This is a genomic window from Flavobacteriaceae bacterium, from assembly GCA_014075215.1.
Taxonomy (GTDB): domain Bacteria; phylum Bacteroidota; class Bacteroidia; order Flavobacteriales; family Flavobacteriaceae; genus Polaribacter.
The window spans coordinates 1,750,003-1,768,495 of sequence record CP046177.1 but is presented as its reverse complement, the minus strand read 5'-3'; the positions used below and the strand labels follow the sequence as shown (position 1 = coordinate 1,768,495).

19 protein-coding genes are annotated in these 18,493 nt (G+C 33.2%); 12 read left to right on the top strand and 7 right to left on the bottom strand.

The annotated features are described in order from the left end of the window. The first annotated feature begins 105 nt into the window (after nucleotides 1–105). Both GKR88_08745 and GKR88_08740 read left to right on the top strand, forming a co-directional pair. On the top strand, nucleotides 106–1,053 hold the full coding sequence (locus GKR88_08745; protein QMU64366.1) for a hypothetical protein: 948 nt from the start codon (nucleotides 106–108) through the stop codon (nucleotides 1,051–1,053). A 2-nt stretch (nucleotides 1,054–1,055) separates the two neighbouring features. Next, a complete protein-coding gene (locus GKR88_08740; GenBank protein QMU64365.1) occupies nucleotides 1,056–1,340 on the top strand; it encodes a hypothetical protein in 285 nt (94 codons plus the stop codon). Between the two features lie 361 nt (nucleotides 1,341–1,701). On the opposite strand, the gene GKR88_08735 is transcribed toward GKR88_08740, so the two are convergent. Together GKR88_08735 and GKR88_08730 are read right to left on the bottom strand one after the other, a co-directional pair. Beyond that, nucleotides 1,702–2,697, bottom strand: a complete 996-nt coding sequence (locus tag GKR88_08735) for a transposase (protein ID QMU64364.1) — start codon at nucleotides 2,695–2,697, stop codon at nucleotides 1,702–1,704. Between the two features lie 1,494 nt (nucleotides 2,698–4,191). Further along, nucleotides 4,192–4,527: a hypothetical protein gene (locus GKR88_08730; GenBank protein QMU64363.1), complete on the bottom strand. Its 336-nt coding sequence runs from the start codon at nucleotides 4,525–4,527 to the stop codon at nucleotides 4,192–4,194. A 459-nt stretch (nucleotides 4,528–4,986) separates the two neighbouring features. Here GKR88_08730 and GKR88_08725 point away from each other — a divergent pair, with 459 nt between their 5' ends. Next, the gene (locus GKR88_08725; protein ID QMU64362.1) at nucleotides 4,987–5,982 is read left to right on the top strand and encodes a transposase; all 996 of its coding nucleotides are present in this window, start codon (nucleotides 4,987–4,989) and stop codon (nucleotides 5,980–5,982) included. 361 nt (nucleotides 5,983–6,343) lie between these two features. On the opposite strand, the gene GKR88_08720 is transcribed toward GKR88_08725, so the two are convergent. The 4 genes from GKR88_08720 to GKR88_08705 form a co-directional block, all read right to left on the bottom strand. Next, entirely contained in the window at nucleotides 6,344–6,628 is a 285-nt protein-coding gene (locus GKR88_08720; GenBank protein ID QMU64361.1) for a hypothetical protein, read from the bottom strand. A gap of 2 nt (nucleotides 6,629–6,630) precedes the next feature. Further along, on the bottom strand, nucleotides 6,631–7,749 hold the full coding sequence (locus GKR88_08715) for a hypothetical protein (GenBank protein ID QMU64360.1): 1,119 nt from the start codon (nucleotides 7,747–7,749) through the stop codon (nucleotides 6,631–6,633). Nucleotides 7,750–8,010: 261 nt separating this feature from the next. After that, a complete protein-coding gene (locus GKR88_08710) occupies nucleotides 8,011–8,265 on the bottom strand; it encodes a hypothetical protein (GenBank protein ID QMU64359.1) in 255 nt (84 codons plus the stop codon). Next, nucleotides 8,262–8,972: a hypothetical protein gene (locus GKR88_08705; GenBank protein ID QMU64358.1), complete on the bottom strand. Its 711-nt coding sequence runs from the start codon at nucleotides 8,970–8,972 to the stop codon at nucleotides 8,262–8,264. The genes GKR88_08710 and GKR88_08705 overlap by 4 nt, the downstream gene beginning before the upstream one ends. A gap of 1,299 nt (nucleotides 8,973–10,271) precedes the next feature. Here GKR88_08705 and GKR88_08700 point away from each other — a divergent pair. From GKR88_08700 to GKR88_08680, 5 genes are all read left to right on the top strand, one after another. Then, nucleotides 10,272–10,982, top strand: coding sequence for a hypothetical protein (locus tag GKR88_08700; GenBank protein QMU64357.1), 711 nt, complete (start codon nucleotides 10,272–10,274; stop codon nucleotides 10,980–10,982). Further along, nucleotides 10,979–11,233, top strand: coding sequence for a hypothetical protein (locus tag GKR88_08695; GenBank protein QMU64356.1), 255 nt, complete (start codon nucleotides 10,979–10,981; stop codon nucleotides 11,231–11,233). Before GKR88_08700 ends, GKR88_08695 begins: the two co-directional genes overlap by 4 nt. Nucleotides 11,234–11,611: 378 nt before the next feature. Then, nucleotides 11,612–12,598, top strand: coding sequence for a hypothetical protein (locus GKR88_08690; protein ID QMU66678.1), 987 nt, complete (start codon nucleotides 11,612–11,614; stop codon nucleotides 12,596–12,598). A 4-nt stretch (nucleotides 12,599–12,602) separates the two neighbouring features. Beyond that, a complete protein-coding gene (locus GKR88_08685; GenBank protein QMU64355.1) occupies nucleotides 12,603–13,325 on the top strand; it encodes a hypothetical protein in 723 nt (240 codons plus the stop codon). A gap of 98 nt (nucleotides 13,326–13,423) precedes the next feature. Next, a complete protein-coding gene (locus GKR88_08680; GenBank protein ID QMU64354.1) occupies nucleotides 13,424–13,615 on the top strand; it encodes a hypothetical protein in 192 nt (63 codons plus the stop codon). A gap of 15 nt (nucleotides 13,616–13,630) precedes the next feature. Here GKR88_08680 and GKR88_08675 read toward each other — a convergent pair whose 3' ends face one another. Beyond that, nucleotides 13,631–13,987 carry a helix-turn-helix domain-containing protein gene (locus tag GKR88_08675; GenBank protein ID QMU64353.1) on the bottom strand — a complete coding sequence of 119 codons (357 nt, stop codon included), beginning with the start codon at nucleotides 13,985–13,987 and terminating at the stop codon, nucleotides 13,631–13,633. A 148-nt stretch (nucleotides 13,988–14,135) separates the two neighbouring features. Between GKR88_08675 and GKR88_08670 the strand changes: the two genes are divergently transcribed. The 4 genes from GKR88_08670 (at nucleotide 14,136) to GKR88_08655 (ending at nucleotide 18,295) form a co-directional block, all read left to right on the top strand. Continuing rightward, entirely contained in the window at nucleotides 14,136–15,671 is a 1,536-nt protein-coding gene (locus tag GKR88_08670) for a hypothetical protein (protein QMU64352.1), read from the top strand. A 105-nt stretch (nucleotides 15,672–15,776) separates the two neighbouring features. Then, the gene (locus GKR88_08665) at nucleotides 15,777–16,700 is read left to right on the top strand and encodes a tyrosine-type recombinase/integrase (GenBank protein QMU64351.1); all 924 of its coding nucleotides are present in this window, start codon (nucleotides 15,777–15,779) and stop codon (nucleotides 16,698–16,700) included. 54 nt (nucleotides 16,701–16,754) lie between these two features. Further along, a complete protein-coding gene (locus tag GKR88_08660) occupies nucleotides 16,755–17,654 on the top strand; it encodes a tyrosine-type recombinase/integrase (GenBank protein ID QMU64350.1) in 900 nt (299 codons plus the stop codon). 461 nt (nucleotides 17,655–18,115) lie between these two features. Next, a complete protein-coding gene (locus tag GKR88_08655) occupies nucleotides 18,116–18,295 on the top strand; it encodes a hypothetical protein (GenBank protein ID QMU64349.1) in 180 nt (59 codons plus the stop codon). Nucleotides 18,296–18,493 lie beyond the last annotated feature (198 nt).

Genomic DNA, 18,493 nt, shown 5'->3' with positions numbered 1-18,493 from the left:
ATTTCCAGTTTAACATTCCATCATCATCATTATCATCAATTTGATTTTTTATTTTCAATTGAAAAAAAATCAACTGAAAAAAAAATCTTATCTTTAAAACCCCAAATGGGTTGCTTACAATTACACATATTAAAATCTGAAAAACCAAGGCTAAAAATAGCCTATCGCAAACACTCGCGCGAGCAAAAATTTGAGTGGATATGGTTAAGTATTGATCCTGCTGCAGACGTTTTAGAATCTTCCTCTCAATATGTATATGCATTAAATAGCCCAATAATTTATTTAGATCTTGATGGAGAGCTTCCAATTTTAATTAATGGGAGAACTAGTTCAGATTCTGAACGAGGAGATTCAAGCTATTGGAATGCTGAAATAATAGCAACGATAAAAGGTTCTGGAATTGCAAATCCAGGAGGAACTTTTCATTATGTTGATGGTAATAGAGGTGCTGACCAATATTATGCGTATAACAGAAAAACAGGAAAAGGAGTATGGAAAGATGCTAATTTATCAACAAAGAAAGCTTTGACTGCTTCAAGTAGAGCAGCTGGAGGGAGAATAGCAGCAAGTAATGATTTTGAGAAAATTTTAGCACAGTTAGAAAAAGACCCAGAGACAGGTAAAATTGTAGAGAAAATACAAATCTACACTCATAGCCGTGGAGGAGCTTTTGGTATGGGCTATACATCTAGGTTGTTGCAGTTAATAAAGAAAAATTCACATCTGTTTGCTGATGCAAATAATGTTATTGAATACATATTACATATGGCTCCTCACCAATCTAATTCTATTAATGGAAACAAAGGAGTAAAAACTTTCGGAATTAGTCATACCTCTGACATATTATCAGGAAATGATATAGAAAACGCTGACAACGTACATTCAAATGTAGGAAATGCAGCAACATCCCATCAAAATGGTTCATTTGTAAAAGAATTGAATGCTTTTTTATCTGCTATTTCAAGTCAAGGAGGTGCAACACAAGAAGCTATTGATCAGTTTAAAAAGACACTAGAAGAAATGGGAATTAAGTTTACTTATAAAGAAAAATAATCATGAAAAAAACAGTAATTATCTTAGCTGTAAACTTAGGGGTTTTTATTTTATTGAGAATAATAAATATACTCATTGCTTTTGTTTTTTTTGGTATTGGGTCTAGTGCTTCTAGTGAAGAATACACTCCATACATACTCATACCAAGTTTGATTTTACATTTATTTTTAATATTATTTTTATACTTGAAAAAGAAGTTTATTCAAGAAAAAAAGAGTTTTGTTCTGCAATTAGTATTTGTTTTGATATTGTTTTACTTAGGTAGTATTGGAGCTATTCCTTTTTGAGTAAATTTTTTTTAAATATAATATACATACTAAAAGGCACTCTAAATTATTTTTGGAGTGCCTTCCATATTAAGATGAACTTAGAAAATCTGATAACAACAGGAAAGTTAAAGACTTACGAAATCACAGGCGGATTTATCAATGTATTTTGGGAACATAAGGACATCCCAAAAGGTGGTTTATTGCTTTTTAAATTTACCCAGTCACAGGAAAATTTGGTCGATATAAAAACAGTCTATCAAAGATATTTGCCAGTAAAATATAAGCCACGAGTTTACAGTAGCCGAATGATAACTTTGGTAACTTCCCCCTGTATTCTATGATAAAAACAAGTAAAAGTTGAGATATTATTTTTACTAATTTATGCAGCAAATTTAAAAGTATCTACATAGGGTGTTTGTCGTTTGACAACGGCAAACACTCTTGCTATTAATTTGTTTCTAATAATGTTAACGGTACTCATTTTACTTTTGCCTTGTTTTATTCTTTTATGATAGTATAATTTCATTTCTGGGTTATGTTGTATAGCAGAAATAGCGCACATATTAATAATTGCTTTCAATTTTTTATTAGCCAAATGAGAGACTTTTGTACGTCCTTTAATACTAGTTCCAGATTGGTAAGGAAAAGGAGCAACACCACAATAAGAGGCAAACTTTCTCCAGTTTTCAAATTTTGAAAAATTGTCAGTAAACACAATCATCATTATAGCAGTTTGCATTCCTATACCTTTAACACTAGTAACAAGTTTATAGGTTTCTTTTAACATTATATTTTGGTCAATAATAGCTTGCATTTGAGTATTAATCTTGTGTATTTGTTTGGTTAGTTCTGCAATCATTTTTTGTTGAACGTCAAAGATTATTTTATACTCTTTTGCTTTATAAATTCTTTTTTGTTCTTTCAAAGTAACTTTAAAACCAGCTCTTTGTTTGTTAAGTTTTGTCCTTAAAGATAAGAGACTTTTTAGTTGTAATATACTTCTTTTAGGTAGCTTACTGGGTTTAAGTTCTTCTTTTAATCGATACCCATATAGAGCAATGCGTTTGGCATCAATTTGGTCATCCTTTCCACGAGCAATACCAATAGATCTTTTAATTTCTAAACCAGAAGCTATGAAAAAAGATAATTTTTGTTCAGTTAAAGACACAGATAATAAATGAGAGTACATTCCTGTATGTTCAAATACAAACATGGTTTCTTCTTTAGAGAAAGACGAATTTTTAAAACTCCACTTTAGCATTAATTTAAATCCAGATTTACTGTTCTCAAACTGTTGAACAATTTGTTTAGAATAGATACAAACATCAATTAATAATTTACTGACATCGATTCCGATAATTTCATTTGTTTTCATAATTTTGTAATTAGATATTAATAATAGTTACTTAAACTAAGACCTTTAATAAGGGCAGAAACTGAAATTCTATATGGTTCTAAGTAACTTTTAAAAAGAACGGAGACTAATACGGGGGATGGCTCTAAAAAGCTAGCTGGCCGCTAAAGTTCACTCCGTTCTTTTGTGTTTTTGGTTATCAACAAAATAAGAGTTATTAACAAAGAAAAAAAGAAGCAAAAAAAGAAATTTCATCATAACTATTATGTTTTTATTTTAAGTAATTATTTCTATTTGCTAATCTAAAGGCTCGTCCTAGTATGTCACGCAACCGCTACCGCTAGCATTTGCTAGTGGCGTTTGTGAGTAAAACAACGAAAAAAAGGAGTTTAAGAAATTAAGATATTTTTTTCGTTGTTTTTAGCAAATTACAGTTTACAAAAACGCTTGCAATACCTGTTCTAAAGCGGTTATTTTATTTTGGTTTTAAAACCTGCTCCGTTCACACCCCAAAATTTACCGAAAACAAAAAAGTTATTAACATTCCTTTTTTTCTTCTCTACCCCTTTATACGCCTATCTTTCTTCCGTTTTTTCTTTGTTTTTGTTTTCCGCCCCATTCCGTCCTCATTTCAGGGGTTTTTGTGGGGCTTTTTTGTGTTTTTCGTTTGGGTTTTTAGGTTTTTTTGGTGGTGGTTTTTCTTGGGCTTTTTTTCGTTTCGTTTTTGGTCTTTTAAAACGTTTTTTATCTTAAATTTCATTTTTTTATTGCCGTAAGGCAAAAGGGCTTTTTTTTGACTGAAACAGTCATTTATTTGTTATTTTTTTGAGCCGATTATTCGGCTTCATCACGCCAAAGACAAACTGTTTTTTTGGGCTTTTTTTACCGCTTTGCGGTGGGGCTTTTTGTGGTAATCAACCACAAACATTTTTTTTGTTTTTTCTTCTTCTTTTACACTGCTTTGCAGGGCAATTTTTGAACTTTTTTAGTGAGCCGACACAGGTTTTTTTTGCGATTTTCCGCAATTATTTTGACAAATCTTGCGCCTAATTTAAGATTTTATGACCTAAATTTTTGTTCTTATTTTAAGGCTGAATTATTTTTTGGTTTTAGGCGTTTTACTTCTCATTTCTCTCTAAATATTGACTGTTTTTTGACTTTGAGTTATTAACAATTACGCCATTTTGTCGGTGTTGGTTGGTTGTGGTTCTGCAACCCATTTTATAAGCTGATTTTTGTCAATTTATTAGCAAAATTGATTTTTATGCTCCGAAAATCGGAGTATTTTTTTGGGCTTTTTTTCCGCCAAAGGCGGTGGGGCTTTTTTTATTACTGCCGTAGGTAGTAAAGGATTTTTTATTTTTCTTTTTTTGCTCTGCTCCGCAGTGCAATTTTTGGGGCTTTTTTTTTGGGTTTTCAACCCATTTTTTTAGTTTTTAAACAAACTATTTTTGATATTTTGGCAAACTCAATACAAGTTTTAGGCGGTTCTTATTTGTTCACTTTTTTGTCAATTTAGTATTTGATTTTTAAAAGCAATTTTAAGCCTGTTTTTTGCTCTTTTTTAGCCGTTTTTCGGCTCTCAGATTTAGGGTTTTGTTTCTGTTCTTTTTTGTACTTTTTCTTCTCTTTTTTGCTTTGGTTTTGAGCTGTTTTTGGTTTCGTTTTTCTGTGTTTTTCGCCCCCACAAAAACCCCTGAAATGAGGGCGGAATGGGGCGGAAAACAAAAACAAAGAAAAAACGGAAGAAAGATAGGCGTATAAAGGGGTAGAGAAGAAAAAAAGGAATGTTAATAACTTTTTTGTTTTCGGTAAATTTTGGGGTGTGAACGGAGCAGGTTTTAAAACCAAAATAAAATAACCGCTTTAGAACAGGTATTGCAAGCGTTTTTGTAAACTGTAATTTGCTAAAAACAACGAAAAAAATATCTTAATTTCTTAAAATAGTTTTTTTCGTTGTTTTACTCACAAACGCCACTAGCAAATGCTAGCGGTAGCGGTTGCGTGACATACTAGGACGAGCCTTTAGATTAGCAAATAGAAATAATTACTTAAAATAAAAACATAATAGTTATGATGAAATTTCTTTTTTTGCTTCTTTTTTTCTTTGTTAATAACTCTTATTTTGTTGATAACCAAAAACACAAAAGAACGGAGTGAACTTTAGCGGCCAGCTAGCTTTTTAGAGCCATCCCCCGTATTAGTCTCCGTTCTTTTTAAAAGTTACTTAGAACCATATAGAATTTCAGTTTCTGCCCTTATTAAAGGTCTTAGTTTAAGTAACTATTATTAATATCTAATTACAAAATTATGAAAACAAATGAAATTATCGGAATCGATGTCAGTAAATTATTAATTGATGTTTGTATCTATTCTAAACAAATTGTTCAACAGTTTGAGAACAGTAAATCTGGATTTAAATTAATGCTAAAGTGGAGTTTTAAAAATTCGTCTTTCTCTAAAGAAGAAACCATGTTTGTATTTGAACATACAGGAATGTACTCTCATTTATTATCTGTGTCTTTAACTGAACAAAAATTATCTTTTTTCATAGCTTCTGGTTTAGAAATTAAAAGATCTATTGGTATTGCTCGTGGAAAGGATGACCAAATTGATGCCAAACGCATTGCTCTATATGGGTATCGATTAAAAGAAGAACTTAAACCCAGTAAGCTACCTAAAAGAAGTATATTACAACTAAAAAGTCTCTTATCTTTAAGGACAAAACTTAACAAACAAAGAGCTGGTTTTAAAGTTACTTTGAAAGAACAAAAAAGAATTTATAAAGCAAAAGAGTATAAAATAATCTTTGACGTTCAACAAAAAATGATTGCAGAACTAACCAAACAAATACACAAGATTAATACTCAAATGCAAGCTATTATTGACCAAAATATAATGTTAAAAGAAACCTATAAACTTGTTACTAGTGTTAAAGGTATAGGAATGCAAACTGCTATAATGATGATTGTGTTTACTGACAATTTTTCAAAATTTGAAAACTGGAGAAAGTTTGCCTCTTATTGTGGTGTTGCTCCTTTTCCTTACCAATCTGGAACTAGTATTAAAGGACGTACAAAAGTCTCTCATTTGGCTAATAAAAAATTGAAAGCAATTATTAATATGTGCGCTATTTCTGCTATACAACATAACCCAGAAATGAAATTATACTATCATAAAAGAATAAAACAAGGCAAAAGTAAAATGAGTACCGTTAACATTATTAGAAACAAATTAATAGCAAGAGTGTTTGCCGTTGTCAAACGACAAACACCCTATGTAGATACTTTTAAATTTGCTGCATAAATTAGTAAAAATAATATCTCAACTTTTACTTGTTTTTATCATAGAATACAGGGGGAAGTTACCAAAGTTATCATTCGGCTACTGTAAACTCGTGGCTTATATTTTACTGGCAAATATCTTTGATAGACTGTTTTTATATCGACCAAATTTTCCTGTGACTGGGTAAATTTAAAAAGCAATAAACCACCTTTTGGGATGTCCTTATGTTCCCAAAATACATTGATAAATCCGCCTGTGATTTCGTAAGTCTTTAACTTTCCTGTTGTTATCAGATTTTCTAAGTTCATCTTAATATGGAAGGCACTCCAAAAATAATTTAGAGTGCCTTTTAGTATGTATATTATATTTAAAAAAAATTTACTCAAAAAGGAATAGCTCCAATACTACCTAAGTAAAACAATATCAAAACAAATACTAATTGCAGAACAAAACTCTTTTTTTCTTGAATAAACTTCTTTTTCAAGTATAAAAATAATATTAAAAATAAATGTAAAATCAAACTTGGTATGAGTATGTATGGAGTGTATTCTTCACTAGAAGCACTAGACCCAATACCAAAAAAAACAAAAGCAATGAGTATATTTATTATTCTCAATAAAATAAAAACCCCTAAGTTTACAGCTAAGATAATTACTGTTTTTTTCATGATTATTTTTCTTTATAAGTAAACTTAATTCCCATTTCTTCTAGTGTCTTTTTAAACTGATCAATAGCTTCTTGTGTTGCACCTCCTTGACTTGAAATAGCAGATAAAAAAGCATTCAATTCTTTTACAAATGAACCATTTTGATGGGATGTTGCTGCATTTCCTACATTTGAATGTACGTTGTCAGCGTTTTCTATATCATTTCCTGATAATATGTCAGAGGTATGACTAATTCCGAAAGTTTTTACTCCTTTGTTTCCATTAATAGAATTAGATTGGTGAGGAGCCATATGTAATATGTATTCAATAACATTATTTGCATCAGCAAACAGATGTGAATTTTTCTTTATTAACTGCAACAACCTAGATGTATAGCCCATACCAAAAGCTCCTCCACGGCTATGAGTGTAGATTTGTATTTTCTCTACAATTTTACCTGTCTCTGGGTCTTTTTCTAACTGTGCTAAAATTTTCTCAAAATCATTACTTGCTGCTATTCTCCCTCCAGCTGCTCTACTTGAAGCAGTCAAAGCTTTCTTTGTTGATAAATTAGCATCTTTCCATACTCCTTTTCCTGTTTTTCTGTTATACGCATAATATTGGTCAGCACCTCTATTACCATCAACATAATGAAAAGTTCCTCCTGGATTTGCAATTCCAGAACCTTTTATCGTTGCTATTATTTCAGCATTCCAATAGCTTGAATCTCCTCGTTCAGAATCTGAACTAGTTCTCCCATTAATTAAAATTGGAAGCTCTCCATCAAGATCTAAATAAATTATTGGGCTATTTAATGCATATACATATTGAGAGGAAGATTCTAAAACGTCTGCAGCAGGATCAATATTAAACCATCTACCTAAAGCAGGGTCATAATTTCTAGCAGAAACATCGTACCATTGTAAATTCAATTCATCTTGTAATTCCATTCCTATAAATTTCCTCTTCTGTGCGGTACTGTTACCATTGGAGCTTACTACATTGTTGTAGCCTTTTTGGAGAAGTCCAAAGAGGAAATAACTACGTCTTTTTAAATCACTTTTCTTTGAGGTCAGTGCTTTTTTATTCCAAACTAATTTTAGTTCAGTACTTTGATGATATTTCAGTTTTAGACAGCTCAAATTTTTTAAAAACTTTTTGTAAAAAGAATTGTTTCAAAACTACAAAAAAAATATCGTAAGAGAAAAAAAAGGAAAAAGACAAAAAAACCGCTTTAAAAAGACCAAAAATAAACTAAAAAAACATCTGAAAAAAGCCCCACCGCAAAGCGGTAAAAAACCTGTATTGAGCTTGTCGAAATAAGCCCAATCGCCTTTGGCGGATAAGGCACAAAAAAACACGCCGTTAGGCGTGTTAAAAGCAATCCAAAGTAAAAGAGTGTTTTAATGATTAAATTCTTCGTTTAAACGGTAGATTTTCATTCCCCAGTGGTCTGTTCCTGTACAAAGAACGGCTTTGTGTTGTATGAGGCGGTGCAGTACCTTATTGATTAGTTTTTTGCTATGTACGGTATCATAAGCAACCTGCTCGGAAGTAAAACAATCTTGGTCGTAAAAATCCAACAAATCGCCGTAGAGTTCCCAAATGATTTGTTTGTTCTCAAAATCGTTAAAAGTATCTTGGTCTAGTGTTTTCATTTTACATCGGTTTTTACTATTTGATAGCGATAACAAGCCCCTATTTTGCGACAACGTTTTATCTTGTTTTCTTCTTTAAATTGGTTTAAAAACTGATTTACGGTACTACGGTCTATAGCTGTTTTCGCAAAAAGTTCTTTGGTTTCAAAAGGTTCGGTAGGAAAATATTTAAGTATCAAACTCCATATTTGCTCTTTTTGATTGATGCGTTGTTGTTTGGGCTGTTTATGTTGTAATTTAAAAAGTTTAAAAGTGGTTAAAAAATCTTCATCATCAGTTTGTAAAACATCGCTCATCAGTTCAGGTCTGTTGGTGCTTCGTATCATAGCAAAGGTTTTTACCCAATCTAAAAACAACAAAGCGTGTTTTTTGTGATAGGTGCTAAAAATAGCGTTTACGTAGTCCGTATTGTGAAAAACTACTTTTGTCTGTTGCAGTTCATCAAACAAAAGCGGAACGGTTTGTAAAAAATCATTTTCTACTACTTTGCGTAATTTAAAAATTGATTTTTCAGTAATTTTTGTAAAATCAAAATTGGCTTCACGTGTGCGTGTGTGCGTGCGAGGGTTTTGGTTTGGTTGTCGTCCTACTGTCAATCCCTTTGTTTTAGGGAATTTAAGGGTTGGAATAGGGGTTTTGACTAACTGTCCTACTGAATTTAAAAAAGGAACTGCGTTTTGTGAGGTTTTTGCATTAAAATTTTCCATAAAAAAGGGGTTAAAAAGATTAAAATAAAACGCTAAATAAGGCAAAATAAAAAGGCAAAAAAGCAAGAGATATACACAAAGGGCAAAAGAAGAAAAGCCCCATTCCGTCCTCATTTCAGGGGTTTTTGTGGGGGCGAAAAACACAGAAAAACGAAACCAAAAACAGCTCAAAACCAAAGCAAAAAAGAGAAGAAAAAGTACAAAAAAGAACAGAAACAAAACCCTAAATCTGAGAGCCGAAAAACGGCTAAAAAAGAGCAAAAAACAGGCTTAAAATTGCTTTTAAAAATCAAATACTAAATTGACAAAAAAGTGAACAAATAAGAACCGCCTAAAACTTGTATTGAGTTTGCCAAAATATCAAAAATAGTTTGTTTAAAAACTAAAAAAATGGGTTGAAAACCCAAAAAAAAAGCCCCAAAAATTGCACTGCGGAGCAGAGCAAAAAAAGAAAAATAAAAAATCCTTTACTACCTACGGCAGTAATAAAAAAAGCCCCACCGCCTTTGGCGGAAAAAAAGCCCAAAAAAATACTCCGATTTTCGGAGCATAAAAATCAATTTTGCTAATAAATTGACAAAAATCAGCTTATAAAATGGGTTGCAGAACCACAACCAACCAACACCGACAAAATGGCGTAATTGTTAATAACTCAAAGTCAAAAAACAGTCAATATTTAGAGAGAAATGAGAAGTAAAACGCCTAAAACCAAAAAATAATTCAGCCTTAAAATAAGAACAAAAATTTAGGTCATAAAATCTTAAATTAGGCGCAAGATTTGTCAAAATAATTGCGGAAAATCGCAAAAAAAACCTGTGTCGGCTCACTAAAAAAGTTCAAAAATTGCCCTGCAAAGCAGTGTAAAAGAAGAAGAAAAAACAAAAAAAATGTTTGTGGTTGATTACCACAAAAAGCCCCACCGCAAAGCGGTAAAAAAAGCCCAAAAAAACAGTTTGTCTTTGGCGTGATGAAGCCGAATAATCGGCTCAAAAAAATAACAAATAAATGACTGTTTCAGTCAAAAAAAAGCCCTTTTGCCTTACGGCAATAAAAAAATGAAATTTAAGATAAAAAACGTTTTAAAAGACCAAAAACGAAACGAAAAAAAGCCCAAGAAAAACCACCACCAAAAAAACCTAAAAACCCAAACGAAAAACACAAAAAAGCCCCACAAAAACCCCTGAAATGAGGACGGAATGGGGCTTTTCTTCTTTTGCCCTTTGTGTATATCTCTTGCTTTTTTGCCTTTTTATTTTGCCTTATTTAGCGTTTTATTTTAATCTTTTTAACCCCTTTTTTATGGAAAATTTTAATGCAAAAACCTCACAAAACGCAGTTCCTTTTTTAAATTCAGTAGGACAGTTAGTCAAAACCCCTATTCCAACCCTTAAATTCCCTAAAACAAAGGGATTGACAGTAGGACGACAACCAAACCAAAACCCTCGCACGCACACACGCACACGTGAAGCCAATTTTGATTTTACAAAAATTACTGAAAAATCAATTTTTAAATTACGCAAAGTAGTAGAAAATGATTTTTTACAAACCGTTCCGCTTTTGTTTGATGAACTGCAACAGACAAAAGTAGTTTTTCACAATACGGACTACGTAAACGCTATTTTTAGCACCTATCACAAAAAACACGCTTTGTTGTTTTTAGATTGGGTAAAAACCTTTGCTATGATACGAAGCACCAACAGACCTGAACTGATGAGCGATGTTTTACAAACTGATGATGAAGATTTTTTAACCACTTTTAAACTTTTTAAATTACAACATAAACAGCCCAAACAACAACGCATCAATCAAAAAGAGCAAATATGGAGTTTGATACTTAAATATTTTCCTACCGAACCTTTTGAAACCAAAGAACTTTTTGCGAAAACAGCTATAGACCGTAGTACCGTAAATCAGTTTTTAAACCAATTTAAAGAAGAAAACAAGATAAAACGTTGTCGCAAAATAGGGGCTTGTTATCGCTATCAAATAGTAAAAACCGATGTAAAATGAAAACACTAGACCAAGATACTTTTAACGATTTTGAGAACAAACAAATCATTTGGGAACTCTACGGCGATTTGTTGGATTTTTACGACCAAGATTGTTTTACTTCCGAGCAGGTTGCTTATGATACCGTACATAGCAAAAAACTAATCAATAAGGTACTGCACCGCCTCATACAACACAAAGCCGTTCTTTGTACAGGAACAGACCACTGGGGAATGAAAATCTACCGTTTAAACGAAGAATTTAATCATTAAAACACTCTTTTACTTTGGATTGCTTTTAACACGCCTAACGGCGTGTTTTTTTGTGCCTTATCCGCCAAAGGCGATTGGGCTTATTTCGACAAGCTCAATACAGGTTTTTTACCGCTTTGCGGTGGGGCTTTTTTCAGATGTTTTTTTAGTTTATTTTTGGTCTTTTTAAAGCGGTTTTTTTGTCTTTTTCCTTTTTTTTCTCTTACGATATTTTTTTTGTAGTTTTGAAACAATTCTTTTTACAAAAAGTTTTTAAAAAATTTGAGCTGTCTAAAACTGAAATATCATCAAAGTACTGAACTAAAATTAGTTTGGAATAAAAAAGCACTGACCTCAAAGAAAAGTGATTTAAAAGCACGTAGTTATTTACCTTTTGGCATGCTCCAAAAAGGATACAATACCACAGTAAGTGCTAATGGGAATCATGTGGCTCAAAAATTTAAATATAATGGAATTGAATATGAGCAAGCTTTAGGGATGAATTTGTATGAAATGGAACTTAGGCAATATGACCCAACTATTGCAAGGTGGACAGCTATTGATCCTGTTACGCATCATTCAACATCAACATATAATGCTTTTGATAACAATCCTGTTTTCTTTTCAGATCCCAGTGGAGCAGACGCAACCAGTCTGATAAATGATCTTTGGAATAAATCGGGCTCGGGAAAGACTACTTGGACCAATAATAACAATGGTACTTTTTCCAGTAGCGATGGGCAAACAGCACAATGTAAAGATTGTAAATACGAAATCTTCAATGCCTTCTTTATCGGAGATAAATTAAGTGTCAGACATACTGATAAATATAATAGTTATGAGGATATTGTAGGATATCACTATGATCCTAAACATCAAGCAGAGTTGCACATCAATGCGTTATACGATGCTATCAATGCTTTGGAAGATAACAAACTAAAATTAGCATTATTAAAAAGATTAGGTATTGTTGGTAAAAAAGCTTCTAAAATATTAAAGTTTTTAAGTTCAAAAAACTATGATGCCATATCCTCGCTTATAGGGCTTTCTACTAATGATAATTTCCTTGCCAATGCTCCTTTTCCGTTAGGCACTATGGTAGATATTTTAGATGATGATATCCAAAGAAACTTTAGAATGGCAGATTATCAGGTAACTTGGGACAATGCTATGGATAGCTTTAATTCATTATTAGGTATAGAGGATTTTAATAATATTGTCATTATATACTCTAATGAATTACTAACTACCACTAGTACCATAAGTTCGGGAGATAGCAATATTATTAATTCCCCATATACTGCAACCGAATGGAAATATGCAAATGTAGCAACACAGATAGGTGATCAAGTGTATATTTTAAAAACGTACGAATTAAAAGACTAGTCAGATGAGAAATATAATTATTATTTTATTGTCTATTCTTTTTCTCAGTTGTGGCAATAAATCTCAACAAAAGCAAAGCAAAGAGCAAAAACCTCTAACACGAATAGATACGGTAAGATTTGAAAAATCAAAAGTATTTGAGTTACATTTTTGGAATAATGGAAAGCTGGATAGTATTCAAAAGTTTAGAAGAAGATTTGAAAACACATACTATTTAGGTACCGGTTTTGTAAAAGATGATTTTATTACTTTCTATACAAAGGATGGTTTCAAAAGATTTGAAGGTGCATTGAAAGAAGGAAAATTGAATGGTATTGTTTATTATTTCGGTAAACAAGGTAATATTGAAGGCTCACTCAACTATGAATTTGGTCATCAAAAAGGAATAGGAGTAACCTATGATATAGAATCTGGCTTTGCAAAAACTATCTTAAAGATAGATGAAGATGGAGGAACTAAAAATGGCTTAGTAATGAAGTTTAATAAAAATGGCACTTTGAATTATTTAAAAGATCATAGTAGTGATGAACTTTATATTCAAACAGTGAAATTTTATGAAAATGGAGTTATCAAACAAATAAACTCTCGTAAGCGAGATAGTATCTATAGTCCTAAATTAGACGGTTGGTCTTTCCTTTTTGATGAAAAAGGTAGAATTAGCGAAAAGATATTGTATTCTAATGGAGAGATTGTTGAAGAATATAAAATTAATAGTACTTCAAATTAGTTATTAAGGTTAAGAATTAACAAAAAGTAAATAGTAAAAAAGTAGGCCATAGTTAGTAAAATAGCTGTGGCTTACTTGTAATAAAAGCCCATATTGTTATGAAAGAAAAAATATCCTTAAAGAAATTACGTAAGCTTAGTCTTAAATATCCTACCCGGTATATTGTTTTTGGCGGTTGTGTGATCTACAATGGTTGTCTGTATAAAGATCAGCAGGCACTGGTCAACTACTTTTTTAAGTGTAATACAAATTTCCGGGATATAGAGAATATAAAGGAGTTGGAGGTTTAGGGTGGTTTTCTGTTTTTATTGTGCAAGTTTTTGTACGGTAGTCTTAAAAATAAAACCGTCTAGGAACTCAACCAGAAGTTGCTTTTTATCTTCCGGCATTTTCTCTATCTTCTTAAATTGAGATAACAATTTTTCATCAGTGATATTTACGTTGGCTTTATCTTCTAAAGTTCCATTGATTAGATAATCCGGGGAAACCTCCAAAGCCTGTGCAATACGGTTTAATACTTCTGCCGAAGGTTTGGCACCTGCTCTTTCATAACGGCCAATATTGCTATAATGAGTATCCGTTATCTCTGCTAATTTTTGTTGTGATACCCCTTTTTTGATCCTTTCTTCTTTCAATCTTCTTCCAAGACTCATTAAATGCATTTTTAGTTTATTAACAATCCAAAAGTAGCTAAAACGAACTATTTTATAAATTTTTTAAATACTAATGTGAATAAAAAGTTTTAAAAAGAGTATTGTGTATTAAAGCCAAAATGGTATGTTTGTGCAGATATGAATAAAACAAAAACTTATGAACAAACTAAATACTACCAACTCCAACAACTACCAATATAAAACCAAACATTTAGACATCCGGATTTTAGGAGGCCTAAAAGTTGGAAAGTTGGAAAGCCTCAGAGTAACCCTAAGCATCCAAAAAATAGAGTCCACCCATATTTTAAGGCACAGTATCGATCTGTATAATGACAACCAGGTAGAAAAATTTGTAAGAAGAATAGCAGAAAGATTAGAGATTGGGACTTCTGTAGTGAGGCCAACTCTGCAGGAGCTTACCCGGGAGTTAGAGAATTACCGTTTTATTTTATTGGAGCGTGAAAAACAACAACAGGCCGGCCCGGAAATAAAACCCCTAACAGCTAAAGCTACCCGGGAAGCTACCGCCTTTTTGAAAAAGCAGCACCTGTTAAGCTTAACAAACCGGTACATCGGAAGGTCAGGTGTGATAGGAGAAGAAACCAATCGCCTTCTGATGTACTTGTTATTTACTTCCCGGAAAACCAATAATCCGCTACATTGTATCTCTCTGGGAAGTTCAGGCGTTGGAAAAACCCACTTGCAATCAAAAGTAGCAGAACTCATCCCAGAGGAAGACAAGGTAGAAATTACCGTATTATCAGCAAATGCCTTTTATTATTTTAACAGAACGGAATTACAACACAAACTGATACTCATTGAAGATTTAGACGGAGCAGAATCGGTACTCTATCCACTTAGAGAATTACAAAGTAAAAAAAGAATCACCAAAACGGTGGTTCATAAAGATAGCAAAGGGACTACCAAAACCATTCACCTGACCGTAGAAGGCCCGGTATCGGTAGCAGGCTGTACTACCAGAGAATCTGTTTATGAAGATAATAGTAACCGGAGCTTCTTACTCTATATCGATGAATCCGAAATACAGGATAAAAAGATCATGGATTATCAGCGTGCTATCTCTGCCGGAAAGGTCAATGAAGAAGGACAGCTACAGGCTGCGGCACTACTTAGAAATACACAACGTGTGCTCAAACCCATAAAGGTTATCAACCCCTTTGCAGAATACCTGGAGCTACCCCAATCCGTATTCAAACCCCGCAGAACCAACTCCCACTATTTACAATTAATAGAGGCTATTACATTCTATCATCAATACCAAAGAGAGGAAAAAGTAAACGAGGCCACAGGAGAAATCCATATAGAAACAACAACAGAAGACATACAAGAAGCTAACCATTTAATAACAGAAGTATTGCTTAGAAAAAGTGATCTGCTAAGTGGAGCTTGTAGAGATTTTTTTGAAAGACTCAAAAGTCATCTAAAGAAAACCAAACAAAAGAACTTTAGCAATGCAGAAGTAAGAAGTTGGTTACGGCTTGCCAAATCCACTGTTCGTCGTCGTTTTTTGGAACTCCTCGATGCTGATGTGATGCAAAGAGTAGCTACCAAAGAAAAGAAAATCTACCGCTATGAGCTGACCGTTACAGATGACTACGCTACCCTGAAAGCCACCATAGCAAAGGCCTTGCAGGATTGTATAGATAAAATCAATCGAGCCAGCGGTTCATAACGAACCACTTCTATTTGAACCGGTTAATAAACAGATAGTCAATACTTTATGACTACCAAACCATAAATGCTAAAAAAACACATACCGAAGTAAAAAAAAATAGTCATGCAGAAATTAAAATTACACAATCAGAGTTATAAAACCTTGGTAAAATCATATAAAGAGTGGCTGGATATTTTAAGTTTTAGCAGCAGTATGTGTGAGAACTACACCAGGTATCTGCAAGAATTTTTACATTATTTAGAGACTAAGGGCATAAAAAAAATACATCACAATAGTGTAGAGACCGTAAAAGATTACTACAGGTATTTACAACAAAGGCCAAACCAGGTTAGACAAGGCGCATTAATGAAAGCCACTTTAAACCAACATCAACAAGCACTTAGAAAGTTCAATGAATATCTGAAAAAACACCATACAAGCCCTATTCCAATTCATTTAAAAGCAGAAACCACAAAAGACGACAGAGCTATCCAAATTCTTACAAAACAGCAAATAAAGACTTTATTCAAGGCAACTGATCATAGCAGTGAAATGGTAAGAATCCGCCTAAGAGATAAAGCCATGTTAGTGTGTTTGTATAGTTTAGGCCTTAGAGCCAATGAAGCCTCACAGCTCGATAGAAAAGATATTTTATTTGATAAGCAATTAGCCTATGTAAGAAAAGGGAAGAATTATAAAGAGCGTTTTGTACCTCTCAACACTTATAACTTAAACATCTTAGAGGAATATTTATATGATGGGCGCTTAGCGTTTTACAAAGCAAATCAAACAGAAGCTTTTTTTATTGGCTCCCAAGGTAAAAGACTGGGAGTACAAAGCCTTAGAGCAAGAATACGGGTACTGGTAGCACTGACAAATGATGAAGGATTAAACCATAAGAAAATTACCCCGCATACCCTTAGACATTCTATTGCCACACATCTTTTGAAACAAGGCGCACCTATGGAAAGTATACAGCAGTTTTTAGGACACGCTTCATTGGAAACCACACAACTCTATACACACCTTGCAAAGCAAGAACAATAATTTGTCATTCCCATACACGCACCTGGCAATGACAAGAGATCATTAATTATTACCATGAATACATTGGACCATTACAGAGAATACCTGAAACAAGAAAACTATGCCAAATCCTCTGTCAAATCGTATCTGTTTTTAGCTGATAAATTTATAGCATGGCTTACCATAGAAAATATAAAAGGTATAGCATTAGATTATAAAACAGCATTAAAATACGTAGCATACTTACAGAAGTTCTATAATAAACCCGCAACAGTTAATCATATACTAAATTCAACAAACTGTTATTGTAATTATCTTGTGCATATGGCAAGTTTGGAGAGGAACCCATTTACAGGGCTTAGAATACAAGGAGAGAAGAGAAAAACAGTATTACACGATTTACTTTCCTTAGATGAATTAGAAGATATCTATTATTCTTATGACACAGAACAAGACAAGCACCCGGTAAGAATACTGGCAAATAAAAGAAATAAAGTAATTATAGGTTTATTGGTCTATCAGGGGCTTACTACTTCGGATTTAAAACGCTTGGAATTAGAACATTTAGAGCTTTCTCAGGGAAAGATTCATATACCCGGAGGAAATATAGGCAATCATAGAACATTAGAACTAAAACCCTGGCAAGTGATAGGGTTTTTAGAATATGTAACGCAAGTACGGCCTGAATTACTACCTAAAGATCACCCGGAGAACCCTTACGTTTTTATAGCTTCCGGAGGCAGAATAACAGATACGGTAGCCCATATTATAAAGAAACTAAAAAAGATAAATCATAAAGTTACCAACATACATCAAATACGTTCAAGTGTTATTGTGCATTGGTTAGAGAAATACAATTTAAGGAAAGTACAAATATTAGCAGGACATAAAAGGATTAGCACTACAGAAAGATATCAGCAAGAAGATTTAAATCAATTGCAGGAAATTATTAATACATACCATCCATTAAGTTAAATTCACTGTAAAAGCTTCAAAGTTGCGGGTTTAAAAATTGAATCCAAAATCTGAAACTGAAACCCGGAGCTTCTCTATCATCAATTTTTTTGATAGTGCTATAAGAAAAATGGATAGTATAAGGCTTCTAGTGGGTGATTTAGCATTGCATCTTAAATTTTAAACCTGGAACTTTAAACCAACTATACGAGCGGTTATAAGGTGTTCGCTACGCCCCTCTGTGCAGCACTTTTGTTTGTCCAAAAAGGGTCCCTCCGGGCGTTCCTTTTGGTCAAAAAAAAGCTGCTGCCTCCCGGCTTCTGCTCCGCTCACCCGCAGCTCCTCTGTATTTTTGTGAACGGCTCCTATGGGTCGCCTACAAAAATCCACCGCTGCTTATCTGGCGCAGCCGCTGGTGCCAAAGCCTACTGCGCATTTTTTTTAAACGGATTTATTAATTTTTAGAAAAAGGAGAAAAAAAAATGCTTGTGGCGCGTCCACGCTGCTCACTTAATCGTTCACAGCTCCTGTGTCCACGTCGGCTTTGGCGCTGCGCTTTTGCTGCGCTGGTTTTGCGTACAACGCAGAACACTCAATCGGCGTTGGCCTCTACAAACAGTAAGGGTAAATCAAAAAAAGGGAAATATAGTAAACGTTTTTAGATGAAAAGCTAACGCACTATCGTTTGTTTTTAAAAGCAGTACGGAAATCATTTTAGATATCACAGACGGAAGAATTTACAACAAACGATGTAGTTGTGAAGCTGAACGCGCTATCGCTTGTCGATTTTAAAAAGCTGACGATTTATCTCCTGGCTTCGGCCCCACTATAAATCCTCATCTTTTTAAAATGAAGTTCCC

Bases quoted from the DNA above. Each gene is read 5' to 3' on its own strand.
- GKR88_08745 (QMU64366.1), top strand. From the start codon at position 106: ATGGGTTGCTTACAATTACACATATTAAAATCTGAAAAACCAAGGCTA.
- GKR88_08740 (QMU64365.1), top strand. From the start codon at position 1,056: ATGAAAAAAACAGTAATTATCTTAGCTGTAAACTTAGGGGTTTTTATT.
- GKR88_08735 (QMU64364.1), bottom strand. From the start codon at position 2,697: ATGAAAACAAATGAAATTATCGGAATCGATGTCAGTAAATTATTAATT.
- GKR88_08725 (QMU64362.1), top strand. From the start codon at position 4,987: ATGAAAACAAATGAAATTATCGGAATCGATGTCAGTAAATTATTAATT.
- GKR88_08720 (QMU64361.1), bottom strand. From the start codon at position 6,628: ATGAAAAAAACAGTAATTATCTTAGCTGTAAACTTAGGGGTTTTTATT.
- GKR88_08710 (QMU64359.1), bottom strand. From the start codon at position 8,265: ATGAAAACACTAGACCAAGATACTTTTAACGATTTTGAGAACAAACAA.
- GKR88_08705 (QMU64358.1), bottom strand. From the start codon at position 8,972: ATGGAAAATTTTAATGCAAAAACCTCACAAAACGCAGTTCCTTTTTTA.
- GKR88_08700 (QMU64357.1), top strand. From the start codon at position 10,272: ATGGAAAATTTTAATGCAAAAACCTCACAAAACGCAGTTCCTTTTTTA.
- GKR88_08695 (QMU64356.1), top strand. From the start codon at position 10,979: ATGAAAACACTAGACCAAGATACTTTTAACGATTTTGAGAACAAACAA.
- GKR88_08690 (QMU66678.1), top strand. From the start codon at position 11,612: ATGCTCCAAAAAGGATACAATACCACAGTAAGTGCTAATGGGAATCAT.
- GKR88_08685 (QMU64355.1), top strand. From the start codon at position 12,603: ATGAGAAATATAATTATTATTTTATTGTCTATTCTTTTTCTCAGTTGT.
- GKR88_08680 (QMU64354.1), top strand. From the start codon at position 13,424: ATGAAAGAAAAAATATCCTTAAAGAAATTACGTAAGCTTAGTCTTAAA.
- GKR88_08675 (QMU64353.1), bottom strand. From the start codon at position 13,987: ATGCATTTAATGAGTCTTGGAAGAAGATTGAAAGAAGAAAGGATCAAA.
- GKR88_08670 (QMU64352.1), top strand. From the start codon at position 14,136: ATGAACAAACTAAATACTACCAACTCCAACAACTACCAATATAAAACC.
- GKR88_08665 (QMU64351.1), top strand. From the start codon at position 15,777: ATGCAGAAATTAAAATTACACAATCAGAGTTATAAAACCTTGGTAAAA.
- GKR88_08660 (QMU64350.1), top strand. From the start codon at position 16,755: ATGAATACATTGGACCATTACAGAGAATACCTGAAACAAGAAAACTAT.
- GKR88_08655 (QMU64349.1), top strand. From the start codon at position 18,116: ATGCTTGTGGCGCGTCCACGCTGCTCACTTAATCGTTCACAGCTCCTG.